The 11,073-nt window shown below is 53.6% G+C and carries 17 protein-coding genes and 3 pseudogenes; 14 read left to right on the forward strand and 6 right to left on the reverse strand.

The window, feature by feature from the left end; all coding sequences use genetic code 11:
- Positions 1-449: pseudogene (locus tag TW89_RS04160) on the forward strand (transposase); the annotation flags it as partial.
- Here TW89_RS04160 and TW89_RS11945 read toward each other — a convergent pair.
- Complete coding sequence (locus TW89_RS11945; protein ID WP_283114462.1) at positions 363-674, reverse strand: hypothetical protein; 312 nt, start codon at positions 672-674, stop codon at positions 363-365. The pseudogene TW89_RS04160 and the gene TW89_RS11945 sit on opposite strands and share 87 nt — an antisense overlap.
- 14 nt (positions 675-688) lie before the next feature.
- Between TW89_RS11945 and TW89_RS11950 the strand changes: the two genes are divergently transcribed.
- From TW89_RS11950 to TW89_RS11960, 4 genes are all read left to right on the forward strand, one after another.
- A complete protein-coding gene (locus TW89_RS11950) occupies positions 689-892 on the forward strand; it encodes a hypothetical protein (protein WP_224783337.1) in 204 nt (67 codons plus the stop codon).
- A gap of 75 nt (positions 893-967) precedes the next feature.
- Entirely contained in the window at positions 968-1,099 is a 132-nt protein-coding gene (locus TW89_RS11955; protein WP_283114465.1) for a hypothetical protein, read from the forward strand.
- A 165-nt stretch (positions 1,100-1,264) separates the two neighbouring features.
- Positions 1,265-3,415: a TonB-dependent siderophore receptor gene (locus tag TW89_RS04170; protein ID WP_128580644.1), complete on the forward strand. Its 2,151-nt coding sequence runs from the start codon at positions 1,265-1,267 to the stop codon at positions 3,413-3,415.
- Positions 3,416-3,596: 181 nt separating this feature from the next.
- Positions 3,597-3,743 (forward strand): hypothetical protein, encoded by a 147-nt coding sequence (locus TW89_RS11960; protein WP_283114478.1) that lies wholly within the window; start codon positions 3,597-3,599, stop codon positions 3,741-3,743.
- On the opposite strand, the pseudogene TW89_RS04180 reads toward TW89_RS11960, so the two are convergent.
- A pseudogene (locus TW89_RS04180) lies at positions 3,702-4,260 on the reverse strand (IS30 family transposase); the annotation flags it as partial. The gene TW89_RS11960 and the pseudogene TW89_RS04180 overlap by 42 nt on opposite strands.
- On the opposite strand from TW89_RS04180, the gene TW89_RS11965 reads away from it, so the two are divergent.
- The 3 genes from TW89_RS11965 (at position 4,150) to TW89_RS11970 (ending at position 6,243) form a co-directional block, all read left to right on the forward strand.
- Positions 4,150-4,539 carry a helix-turn-helix domain-containing protein gene (locus TW89_RS11965; RefSeq protein ID WP_224783335.1) on the forward strand — a complete coding sequence of 130 codons (390 nt, stop codon included), beginning with the start codon at positions 4,150-4,152 and terminating at the stop codon, positions 4,537-4,539. The pseudogene TW89_RS04180 and the gene TW89_RS11965 overlap by 111 nt on opposite strands.
- Before the next feature lie 118 nt (positions 4,540-4,657).
- On the forward strand, positions 4,658-5,695 hold the full coding sequence (locus TW89_RS04190; RefSeq protein ID WP_283114480.1) for a serine hydrolase domain-containing protein: 1,038 nt from the start codon (positions 4,658-4,660) through the stop codon (positions 5,693-5,695).
- 422 nt (positions 5,696-6,117) lie between these two features.
- Positions 6,118-6,243 (forward strand): hypothetical protein, encoded by a 126-nt coding sequence (locus tag TW89_RS11970; RefSeq protein ID WP_283114469.1) that lies wholly within the window; start codon positions 6,118-6,120, stop codon positions 6,241-6,243.
- On the opposite strand, the gene TW89_RS11975 is transcribed toward TW89_RS11970, so the two are convergent.
- On the reverse strand, positions 6,240-6,371 hold the full coding sequence (locus TW89_RS11975; protein WP_283114471.1) for a hypothetical protein: 132 nt from the start codon (positions 6,369-6,371) through the stop codon (positions 6,240-6,242). The two genes, TW89_RS11970 and TW89_RS11975, sit on opposite strands and share 4 nt — an antisense overlap.
- Before the next feature lie 209 nt (positions 6,372-6,580).
- Positions 6,581-7,105, reverse strand: a complete 525-nt coding sequence (locus tag TW89_RS04205; protein ID WP_283114482.1) for an isochorismatase family protein — start codon at positions 7,103-7,105, stop codon at positions 6,581-6,583.
- Between TW89_RS04205 and TW89_RS11980 the strand changes: the two genes are divergently transcribed.
- The 6 genes and pseudogenes from TW89_RS11980 (at position 6,999) to TW89_RS11985 (ending at position 9,586) form a co-directional block, all read left to right on the forward strand.
- Positions 6,999-7,325: a hypothetical protein gene (locus tag TW89_RS11980; RefSeq protein WP_224783341.1), complete on the forward strand. Its 327-nt coding sequence runs from the start codon at positions 6,999-7,001 to the stop codon at positions 7,323-7,325. The two genes, TW89_RS04205 and TW89_RS11980, sit on opposite strands and share 107 nt — an antisense overlap.
- Entirely contained in the window at positions 7,313-8,197 is an 885-nt protein-coding gene (locus tag TW89_RS04210; RefSeq protein ID WP_128580646.1) for a LysR family transcriptional regulator, read from the forward strand. Before TW89_RS11980 ends, TW89_RS04210 begins: the two co-directional genes overlap by 13 nt.
- A 77-nt stretch (positions 8,198-8,274) precedes the next feature.
- Positions 8,275-8,781 carry a tetratricopeptide repeat protein gene (locus TW89_RS04215; RefSeq protein WP_283114472.1) on the forward strand — a complete coding sequence of 169 codons (507 nt, stop codon included), beginning with the start codon at positions 8,275-8,277 and terminating at the stop codon, positions 8,779-8,781.
- A complete protein-coding gene (locus tag TW89_RS04220; protein ID WP_283114474.1) occupies positions 8,768-8,908 on the forward strand; it encodes a hypothetical protein in 141 nt (46 codons plus the stop codon). The genes TW89_RS04215 and TW89_RS04220 overlap by 14 nt, the downstream gene beginning before the upstream one ends.
- A gap of 50 nt (positions 8,909-8,958) precedes the next feature.
- Positions 8,959-9,198, forward strand: a pseudogene (locus tag TW89_RS04225) (transposase); the annotation flags it as partial.
- 253 nt (positions 9,199-9,451) lie between these two features.
- Complete coding sequence (locus TW89_RS11985) at positions 9,452-9,586, forward strand: hypothetical protein (protein ID WP_283114475.1); 135 nt, start codon at positions 9,452-9,454, stop codon at positions 9,584-9,586.
- A gap of 37 nt (positions 9,587-9,623) precedes the next feature.
- On the opposite strand, the gene TW89_RS04240 is transcribed toward TW89_RS11985, so the two are convergent.
- The gene (locus TW89_RS04240; protein ID WP_128580647.1) at positions 9,624-10,664 is read right to left on the reverse strand and encodes an LLM class flavin-dependent oxidoreductase; all 1,041 of its coding nucleotides are present in this window, start codon (positions 10,662-10,664) and stop codon (positions 9,624-9,626) included.
- 86 nt (positions 10,665-10,750) lie between these two features.
- The coding region (locus TW89_RS04245) for an OsmC family protein (protein ID WP_164836693.1) at positions 10,751-11,073 on the reverse strand (323 nt) is incomplete at its 5' end.

Here is an 11,073-nt window from a genome sequence, read left to right on the forward strand (position 1 = left end):
TAAAAGTAGAGAAAGCATCCGCCGCCATCATTGACGCCACCATTATTCAGACCGCCGGCAGCAAACAGCGCCAGGCCATAGAAGTCGATGAAGAAGGACAAGTCAGCGGCCAAACCACACCGAGTAAGGACAGCGATGCCCGTTGGATAAAGAAAAACGGCCTCTACAAACTCGGTTACAAACAACATACCCGTACCGATGCGGAAGGCTATATCGAGAAACTGCACATTACCCCCGCCAATGCCAATGAGTGCAAACACCTGTCGCCTTTGTTGAAAGGACTGCCCAAAGGTACGACCGTCTATGCCGACAAAGGCTATGACAGTGAGGAAAACCGGCAACATCTAGAAGAGCATCAGTTGTTAGACGGCATTATGCGCAAAGTCCACCGTAAACATCCGCTGTCGGAAGCGCAAACGAAGCGCAATCGACATCATGCCGCCGCCCGACTGGCCGGTGGTGTAGAGCCGTTTGCCGTCGATGGGTAACTTGGTTTTCAAGTGTTTGATTAGGTTGATAGTGGCATCGAGATAGTTGGACGCGGTGCTGGTATCGTCCACAATAATTTCGTCAAACTCGGGCGCAATCACAAAGCAGGGATGCTGCGCCTGAAATTCGGGTGACGCCCACGCAATCGCGCCGTTGCCCTGATACAGCGGTACTTTGCGCCACATAAACGCACTCCACCGTGCGCCCCGCCGTATTGCGACGGCTCAAGCACGGCGGCAGACACATCGGCGCGGTACTTCACCGCCACCGCCACCAGCCGCATCCCGTCGCCAAACACGCAGGTTACGGCGGCGGCCGATTCGACGGCATTATCCAACGCGCCGCCCAACGCAGCGCAGCCGCCCACGGTAAGCAACACGATCGCGCTGGCGGTAGACAATAAAAATTCACGGCGGGTAGGCATGGGAACTCCAATCGGTTCAAACGGGAAAGGCCGCCTTTTAGCACGCTTTGCGGCGTGTCTCAACCGCAGGCCGTCCGCTGGAGCACAAACGGAAAAGGCCGTCTGTCTGAACAGCCGTTTCAGACGGCCTTTGCGCGCTCGGGCTGCGTCATGAGGCCGTCTGAAAGCAAGGCTTCAAAGAAATGAAACCGCATGCCTGCGGGTTCGGCCGTTTTCACGCCGTTGACGCTTCGCTTTCAGACGGCCTCTGCGTGCTTCTGTAAAACAAATTCAAACAAAACTTATAAAAACAATGAGGAACAAGTATAATCGCTATCGTTTTCAACTTTAACCACCACCAAGGACATCCTTATGAAATACCCGAAAGGCCGTCCCACTCTGCTCGCGCTGGCGCTAATGCCGCTGTTTGCCTTTGCCGAAGACGAAGCCACCTTGGATACGGTCACCGTTACCGGCACAAAACCCGCCACGCTCAACCAAGGCTATTCCACCGGCGGCACCTACGCCCCGCTGGGCATCGCCATAACCCTGCGCGAAACGCCGCAGAGCGTGAGCGTAACCACCTCTAAACAGATGGAAGACTGGAAACTCGACAGCCTGCGCAAAGTGATGGAGCAGGCCAACGGCGTAACCGTCAAAAGCGGCAGCGGCGGCAGCGACCGCTATGCCGGCCTGCACTCGCGCGGCATGGAAGTGAAAAACTTCCAGATGGACGGCGTACCCTACCGCAGCTCCGGTTTCAGCAAAGACTCGTGGACAGGTTGGGGCGGCGTGGATACCCGTGCGCTCGACCGCGTGGAAGTGCTGCGCGGCGCGTCTGCCCTCTTGGGCGGCACGGGCGACCCCTCCGCGCAGGTGAGCCTGGTGCGCAAACGTCCGACCAAAGACTTCAAAGCCGAAATCGGCACCGAAGCCGGCAACCACAGCCGCCGGGGCGTGAGCGGCGATGTTTCAGGCAGCCTGAACGCCAGCAGCAGCCTGCGCGCTCGCATCGTGGCGGGGCATGACCGCAGCGGCTATCAAATTGAAGACGCGAAAATGCGCAACAGCAGCCTCTATGCCGTGGCCGAATGGGATGCCGCCCCCGCCACCACCTTCTCCGTCGGCACCCAGCTGCAAAACCGCCGCGAAACCGACACCCCCATCTTCCTGCCCACCGCCTACGACAGCGAAGGCTACCCGCTGAAAAACGAAATCAGCCGCCGCGCCAACAATTCGCCTAAAGGCACATCCTACAAATACAGCAGCCGCAACGTGTTCGCCGAAGTACGCCACCGCTTCTCACCCGATTGGAAAACCAAGCTCGAATACAACTGGACGCGCAACACCATACACGACCGGCAGGGCTACGCGGCGATGAAAACCGACCACGACACCCGCCAAATCGACCTGCTCGAAACCGATTCCGGCGAAAAAAGCACCACCCATAGCTTCGTCGCCTCGGTGGACGGCAAATACAACCTTCTCGGTCGCAAACACGACATCCTGTTCGGCATCAGCGGCTTCAACACCAAAAACCGCGCCCCCAGCCGCTTTGCCCGTTACGACAACGCTTTTGGCCTGCATGATTTCCTGAACGACCACAGCCTGCGCCCCGCCAACCCCGCCGACTACGAATACACCGCCGACGACGACATCCAAGCCCGCCAGTTCGGCGGCTACTTCGCCACCCGCTTCCGCCCCACCGAGCGCCTCGCCCTGATCGGCGGCGCACGGTACAGCCGCATCACCATGCAGAAAGCCGAACACGTTGAAGGCACAAACGAAAAAGTAAACCGCAGCAAAGCCACCCCCTACATCGGCGCCGTGTATGACCTCACCGACCAACTCTCCGCCTACACCAGCTACGGCACCTCCTTCGAGCCCGTGTTCGACAAAGGCCAAGACGGACGATTCCTCAAGCCCACCACCGGCCGCAACATCGAAGTTGGCCTCAAAGGCGAATTTTTCGACCAACGCCTCAACGTCTCCGCCGCCCTCTTTGACACCCGTAAAAATGGCATGCCCAAATACGTGGAAAGCGGCGACTACTACGTCTCCGAAGACAACATCCGCACACGCGGCTTTGAAACCGAAGCCGCCGGCCGCATTAACGACAACTGGTTCGTCAGCGCAGGCTACACCGTGCAAAACCGCAAAGGCGGCGAAGACTCCTACGAAGCCGACCTGCCGCGCCACCAAATCAAACTCGCCACCACCTATGATTTGAACGAGCGTCTCACCCTCGGCGGCAGCCTGCGCTGGCAGAGTAAAACCAGCAACATCAACAAAAGCGCGCTGGCCGACGAAAACGACGCTCCCTCGCTCGAACGCGCCCGCAAGTCTGCCACCCAGAAAGCTTACACCCTGGTTGACCTGATGGCCGCCTACCACATCGGCAAAAACTCCGAAGCCACCTTAAACGTCAACAACGTCTTCAACACCCGCTACCGTACGCTTTCCACCTTCCTCGCCTACGGCGAAGCGCGCAGCGCAGTGTTGGGCTTCAAATACCGCTTTTAAATGGGCACAGCCAACCAACCTGGCTTACGGCTGGAAAGAGTTGAATTTAGGCAACAGCTATGAGATGGTTCTAACTGACGAATCACTGAATCGCCCGACATTGGATTGGGCAGACGTACCGAACAACGAGAACCTGCTCGGACAACGGCATTACCGCCGCTGCCGCACCACTGTCTACAACATTGAGGTCGAGGATTACCACACCTATTGCGTCGATTATCAATGTATCCTGGCGCATAACCAGAATTTATGTCGCCCTGCGATGCACGCAGTTTCCGAACTCATTGCAGATGATGGCGTAGCGGGTAACGCGTCCAACCAAGGTTAATAATGCACTTTTCTGTCCTTTGCCGACGATGGTGTCGGCTTCCCAATCGCCGATGCGGGCTTTTTGGTCGACGACGGCGGGGCGGTTTTCTATACCGACGCGGTTGGGCACTTTGCCTTTGGTCTATGTGCTGCCGTAGCGTTTGCGGTAGGTTTTGCTGCATATTCTGAGGTGTTGCCACAAGGTGCCGCCGTTGCTTTTGTCTTGGCCGAAGGTAGCGGTAAACGGTGCTGTGATGGAGTGTGATCCGGTGGTGTTTATGCAGGTAGGCGCATACTTGTTCGGGACTGAGTTTGCGGCGGATAAGGGTGTCGATGTACTGAATCAGCTGCGAATCGAGCTTGTAAGGTTTTCGCCGGCGCTGTTTGGTCAGCCGGCTTTGCCGTTGTGATTTTTCGGCGCTGTATTGCTGCCCTTGGGTACGGTGCCGTTTGATTTCGCGGCTGATGGTGCTTTTGTGGCGATTAAGCTGTTTGGCGATTTCGGCGATGGTGCAGTGGCGGGACAGGTATTGGATGTGGTATCGTTCGTCTTGGGTCAGTTGCATGTAGCTCATGGCAATCTTTCTTGCAGGAAAGGCCGTATGCTACCGCATACTGGCCTTGAACTGCACCCCAAAAGTTGGACACATCCCCTCCAACTCACAAGGTGCAGTTTTTTTATGAGCAAATATACATTACACTTCAAATACCAAGCCGTACTCTACTACCTGCATATACGCAGCCAACAGCGTACCGCAGACCACTACGGCATCTCCCGAACCCACCTGCGACGATGGATACGCGCCTACCCATGAAAAAAACCTCATCCTCCCTCTCCTACTCGCCCTATCCCTCCCCGCCCTCGCCGACCCCATCGACGACTTCGCCCAAGCCGAGCTTGAGCGGCAAAAAATCCCCGGCCTTGCCGTCGGCATCTACCGCAACGGTAACATCGTCAAACAACAAGGCTACGGGCTGGCAAACGTAGAACACCAAATCCCCGTCTCTGCCGACACCGTGTTTCAGACGGCCTCCATCGGCAAAATGTTCGCCGCTGCCGTCGTGATGCTGTTGGTGGAAGACGGTAAAATCCACCTCGACCAATCCGTGCGTGCCTACCTGCCCGAAGCGCCCAAAAGCTGGCAGCCCATCACCATCCGCCACCTGCTCAACCACACTGGCGGCATCGGCAACACTGAAACCGACTGGCAGCAAAACAGCAGCGAAAAACAAATGCTGCGCCGCATCTACACAGCCCCGCTGCAATTCAAACTAGGCAGCCGCTGGGCATACAGCAACAACGGCTACGCCGTCCTCGGCGCCGTCATCACCCGCGTCTCCGGCAAACACTACGGCGAAATCCTGCAAGAGCGCGTGTTCGCCCCGCTGGGCATGACTTCCGCCCGCGTGATCAGCGAGCGCGACATCGTCCCCCACCGCGCCGCAGGTTATGAGCTTGACGACGCCGACGGCAGCCTGAAAAACCAAGAATGGGTCGCCCCCTACCACAACCAAACCGCCGACGGCTCGCTCTATCTCACGCTACACGACTACCGCCGCTGGCTCGCCGCCGTAGAAGCACGCCAAATCCTCAAGCCCGAATCCTGGCGCGAAATCTTCACCCCCGCCCGCCTCAACAACGGCGACAGCTACCCCTACGGCTTCGGCTGGTCGCTCGTCCCCGCTCCCGACGGCAGCCCCATGAGCGGCCACCCCGGCGCATGGCAGGGCTTCAGCACCGAGCTGCGCCGCTACGAAGGCGACGGCACCGATATTGTCGTGTTAACCAATTTGGCAGGCGTAGATACTGAAGCCATCATTGAAGGCATCGCCGCGCGTACCAACCCGCGCTACCAAAAAACCCACGTCCCCATCCCCGACCAACACCCCGCCCTCACCCGCAACTTCGAGCGCGTCCTGCTGCTCATCAAACAAACAAACCGCATCCCGCCGTACCCAAAGGCCGTCTGAAAGACCTGCACGCCAAATTTGCCGACGCAGGCAAGTGCCAAGCTCTGCCCACCCGCCACCAAAACAACGGCGACATCCAAGAGCGAGACTACCGCGTAGTCTGCGAAAAACGCATATTTGAAGGCAACGCCGATTTTGTCAAAGGCAAAACCGTGCGGCTGTGGCTGGAAGAAACGGTGGATGATGCGGGGACGAAACCGTAGGTCGGGCATAAATGCACGACCTACCAACTCATACGTTATTTTGATTGGGAATTTGAAGATTACACAGCCTGAAAAGAACACCCCAAGTCCGCCATCCATCTCTACCACCCGCTGAACACCCTCAAACCCTTCGATCAAAACATCTGGATTACCGACGGCGGCAAAATCTGCATGGCGTTTCCGCTCGGCGTCAAAATTCCGTTCAGCACCCGCATGGCCGTGGTGCGGCTCGCGGATGGCGGTTTGTGGTGCCACTCGCCCATCGACCCCGCGCCCGAGTTGTTCGCGCAAATCGACGCGCTGGAACAATACAGCGGCAATCTGACCACAATCCCTAAGCCTTAAACGCCGTCAGCCAGCACATCGTCCAAGCTTTCGATACACGCCCCTACCTGCTGCACACCACCCGCGCCACCGCCGACATCGCCCCGAAGACTTGGCTGCAACAACTGCAAACCTACGCCGCGCAACACGGTTTCGCCGCAGAATTTGAACGCATTTGGACAACGGAATCATGGCCGATGAAACGAATTCCCGCTTTTCAGGTCGTCTGAAAGTGCAGCTTCAACGAAGTTTCCAAAGGAAACTGAGTTTCTGCACAGCCAAAAGACTACCTGAAAGCCCAAAAGCAGCCTGCACTTCAAAATTTCAAAGTGCAGGCTGCTTTTACACAATTTACGATTTATGCTTGCAAAGCTTCGGCAATCACCTGTAAGAGTTTTTGTCCGTTTTCATCAGCCCAGGTCTGTGCCAGTTCGGCAATGAGCTGGTTGGTGCTGGTAATGGTTGCACCCGCTTTATCCATGCGGCGCAGTGAGGATTCATCGGCCATTTTGGTTGGAGAGCCGCCCGCATCGGCAACTACTTGCACTTCGTAACCCATTTCCAAAAGGGTCAATGTCGGATATACAGTGCAGACATCATTGGTTACCCCGGCGATGATAATACGTTTGCGATTACCCGCTGCGGCTTTGACAGCAGCAGCAAAATTTTCATCAGCCATTGCATTTACAACACCCGCACGTTTAACACGGTTAGCAAACTCTTTAGGCAAAATCTGTTCAAGTTCTGACAACAATGGGCCTTGGGCGTGCTCTTCCATGCTGGAAGTTAAAACAGTAGGAATTCCCAATATTGCCGCAGATTTAGCAAGCATCAACGCATTGCGTTTCATTTCTTCAAATGAAATTGAACCGACCCAACTCATAGTGCCAACTTGGTGGTCGACTAAAAGCATTACAGAATCTTGGGAATTAAAGGGCTTATACATTTTTTTACTCCTTAAAGTGCAGTTGAGATGTTATGAAACGTATTGTAGAGAAGATTGCTTTTCAGATAAATATGGTTTTATAGATAATACTTATCCATTTTTAGATATAATAGGTTACCTGAAATCAGCAATAGACAACTATCAATGGATTATTTAAACGAAATGGCGTTATTTGCCGAAGTGGCGGAAGCCAAGGGATTTAGCAAAGCAGCCGCGAAACTGGGGATGCCGCAATCAACGTTATCACGCAGAGTCGGCGAATTGGAAAAGCAGCTGGGTTTACAGCTTTTGAACCGCACGACCCGGCGGGTTGAGCTGACCGAAGCCGGTATGCGTTATTTCGAGCGGGTCAAGCCTATTATGGAGGAAGCGCGACGGATTCATGACGAGCTAAGCGGGATGCTGGTGCGTCCGTACGGCGTGCTGCGTGTGTCGCTCCCCGTTGATTTTTCTTATGAATTTCTTGCACCCCTACTCCCTGATTTTGCCGCACAATACCCTGAAATCAAGCTGGAAATGGATGTTACGCCACGTAAAGTCAATTTGATTGGTGAGCCGTTCGATTTGGTCATTCGCGCGGGAGAACAGCCCGATTCAGGGTATATTTCCACAGTGCTGATGCATGATGAACGTTATCTCTATGCCTCTCCAAGCTATCTGGCCAAACACGGCGAGCCGCAAACCCCGCAGGATTTACCCGCTGCCGACTGCCTACGTTTTCAGACGACCTCAAATTGGACCTTGCTAAACACGGCAGGAGAAACCGTACTCATCACCGCGCAATCGCCCTATGCCGTAAACAGCATAGGCATGCTGGCGCGCATGGCTGCGCATGGCTTGGGGGTTGCCTTTATATCGGCAAAAATGGCAGCACAATACGAAGCCTCAGGTCGTCTGAAACATATACTGCCTGACTGGAAAGGACAGAGCATCCCCATTTATGCCCTAACTGCCACGCGGCTGTTGCCGGCAAAAACAAATGTTTATTGCGTTTTTGCGCAGCAAAATGAAGGCTGCTTAAAAGCATAAAGCAGCCTGCACTTGTCGCTTGCTGTAACCGCATGATATTCCTAAACTATCCTTTCCCCACTCTTAAAGCAACGCCCATGAAATCCAAACTATCGGCGCTTACCATCTCCGCCCTTCTCGCCGCATGCTCCGCCGTTCCGCACCAAAACGAACAGGCAAAAGCCCTGCTGGACGAAGGCATCGCCCTGTATCAGAAGCACGATTACCGACACGCCAAACGCTATTTTGAGCAGGCGCAGCAGGCGGGGCATATGAAAGCGCCGCGTTATCTGGGTCTGATGTATCTGAACGGCGAAGGCGTCGCCCAAAATGCGGAAACCGCTTTCGCCTACTTCACGCAGGCAGCCGAAGCGGGCGACATCACGGGGCAATACTGGCTGGGCTATTGTTACGAAAACGGCATTGGCACGGCAAAAGACATGACCCAAGCCGTGCGCTGGTATCAAAAATCCGCCGCACGCGGCGACCATGTTTCCCAGCCTGCCATTGACGCGCTGAACCGCTTGGGCGTAAAAACAATTAACCGTTTCCCGCCGAACCTTTATCCGCCATTTTTCTCAAGCCACAGGCATGAACTTCGGTGAGTGGCTCATAACAGAGCGGCTATGGCAGGCGCAGGATTTATTGGAAAATACGGATTTGCCTATAGAACGCATCGCCGAACAAAGCGGCTTCGGCAGTCTATACTTTTCAGACGGCCTCAACAGGTAAACCCTTCCCACCCTTACCCACACCAATAATTTCCATCTAATTTTCCCCACATAATGCGAAAAGCCTGCCGCAACCGTCCTCTGGCGGAAGCTCAAACGAAGCGTAACCGATATTTGTCGAAGACCCGTTATGTGGTCGAACAAAGCTTCGGTACGTTACACTGTAAATTCCGCTATGCGCGGGCAGCCTATTTTGGTCTGCTCAAAGTGAGTGCACAAAGCCATCTGACGGCGATGTGTTTGAACCTTTTGAAAGCCGCCAACAGGCTAAGTGCGCCTGTTGCTGCCTAAAAGGCGGTTGGATGCCTGATTAATCAGGTATCCAAGAGGGATTAAGGGGGTATTTGAGTAGAATCAGTGGATATTTGAAACAAAAACAGCCGAAAACCTGTGTTTGGGTTTCGACTGTCGGGGGAAAAGGAATTTTGCAAAGGTCTCAGTCTATACATCTGTGCAAAGCGAACTGCAATCGGCGCTAGCTGGACGCTCTTGCTCTTATCTTATAAACAGCGTTTGTGATCCCTATTTGAAAAACGGTCGATTGGTGGAACTCTTCCCTGAAATTGAAAAGCAAAAATGGCAGCTTTATTTATATCGACCATATCAAACGATTGTTGCCGAGCGAGTGGTGTGGGTGTATAACAAGTTGAAGGAGATTTTGTTGTCGAAAATGGTTTAGGCATAAAACATAGCGAGATGATCTCGCCATGTTTTTATCACGATTGCTTATCCACAATCGATTTTAACATCGTATAAGATTGGGCTTGTTTTTGTTCATCAAAAATATAGCTCACCGCCATAATTTCATCAAAATGTACCCGTTCACGCAGTTGCTTGAGTTGAAATTCCACACTTTCAGGACTACCGATAAGCGAACAAGCAGTCATTTGTTCCACCACAGCACGCTCTTGATTGTAAATCGGGATTTCCTCAAAATCGACTGGGCCAAAGTGTGGTTTCTTTTGGGCATGCATTTGGGCTTTCCAAACGTCTTCTTCTGACGCCATCGGTGGTTGTAAATTTTGTTGCGCGTTAGTGACCACATTTAAGAAAAATAGTGTTTGTGTTGTCGCCAGTTGTTTCGCTTCTTTATCGGTTCCGGCGACAATTGCGTTCACTCCTAAGATGACATAAGGCTCAGCAAGATAGGTAGAAGGTTTGAAGTTTTTGCGATAAATCTCCACCGCCATTTCCATCATACGTGGCGCAAAGTGTGAAGCAAAGGCATAAGGCAAGCCAAGTTCTGCCGCAAGATAGGCACTTTCAGTGCTAGATCCTAAAATATAAAACGGTATATTCAAGCCGGCAGAAGGATATGCAGAAACAGGGTTAGAATCTTTAAAGTAACCGCGAAGTTCCGCAATTTCCGCAGGGAAATCCAGACTTTTTCGTCCTCGACGAAGTGCCGCAGCCGTTTGCATATCAGTTCCTGGCGCACGTCCTAAACCGAGTTCAACACGGTTTGGATAAAGCGTCTCCAGTGTGCCATATTGCTCGGCCACCACATAAGGCGAATGATTCGGTAACATCACGCCGCCCGAGCCAACGCGCAAGGTCTTCGTATTGGCTAGCGTATGTTGAATTAAAAGTGCGGTCGCTGAACTCACCAAATTTTTCATATTATGATGCTCAGCAATCCAATAGCGCTCAATGCCAATGCGCTCCGCGTGTTTTGCAAGATTCACCATCGAATCGACCGCTTGCAAATAAGTTTGCCCTTCACGAACGGGGGCAAGATTGAGAATGGAAAGTTTCATGGTGTTTCTCCTTATTGATTGAGTAAAGTGAAATCCAACATCACTTTCCCAAAACGAAATGAAAACAAGAAAACGTTTTGAGTCGTCTAGATTTTTTCCACAACCACTTTTGCCCGCGCTTTCAGGCTGTTCAACACTGGGGAGGTGGCGGCTGAGCGGTCGGCGAAATTTTGCAGGGTAGGAAGGTCGGCGTCGGCTTTTACTTTTATGGTTAGCACCAGATTATCCAGTCCGCCGTAGCCATCTTCCATGCCGAACAGTTTGGCCATGTCGATACCGCCCCTTGCGGATATTTCAAACTGTTCCAGTTTCACGCCTGCCAATGCTGCTTGCAACTCGAAACCTATGGAGCAGCAGCCTGCCGCAGCGCTGATCAGGTATTCCACCGGATTTGGGGCGGCGTTTTCAC

Source organism: Neisseria flavescens, assembly GCF_001618065.1.
In the GTDB taxonomy this organism is placed as follows: domain Bacteria; phylum Pseudomonadota; class Gammaproteobacteria; order Burkholderiales; family Neisseriaceae; genus Neisseria; species Neisseria flavescens_A.

Bases quoted from the DNA above. Each gene is read 5' to 3' on its own strand.
- TW89_RS04170 (WP_128580644.1), top strand. From the start codon at position 1,265: ATGAAATACCCGAAAGGCCGTCCCACTCTGCTCGCGCTGGCGCTAATG.
- TW89_RS04220 (WP_283114474.1), top strand. From the start codon at position 8,768: ATGAACTTCGGTGAGTGGCTCATAACAGAGCGGCTATGGCAGGCGCAG.
- TW89_RS04210 (WP_128580646.1), top strand. From the start codon at position 7,313: ATGGATTATTTAAACGAAATGGCGTTATTTGCCGAAGTGGCGGAAGCC.
- TW89_RS11980 (WP_224783341.1), top strand. From the start codon at position 6,999: ATGCTGGAAGTTAAAACAGTAGGAATTCCCAATATTGCCGCAGATTTA.
- TW89_RS04215 (WP_283114472.1), top strand. From the start codon at position 8,275: ATGAAATCCAAACTATCGGCGCTTACCATCTCCGCCCTTCTCGCCGCA.
- TW89_RS04240 (WP_128580647.1), bottom strand. From the start codon at position 10,664: ATGAAACTTTCCATTCTCAATCTTGCCCCCGTTCGTGAAGGGCAAACT.
- TW89_RS11945 (WP_283114462.1), bottom strand. From the start codon at position 674: ATGTGGCGCAAAGTACCGCTGTATCAGGGCAACGGCGCGATTGCGTGG.
- TW89_RS04205 (WP_283114482.1), bottom strand. From the start codon at position 7,105: ATGAGTTGGGTCGGTTCAATTTCATTTGAAGAAATGAAACGCAATGCG.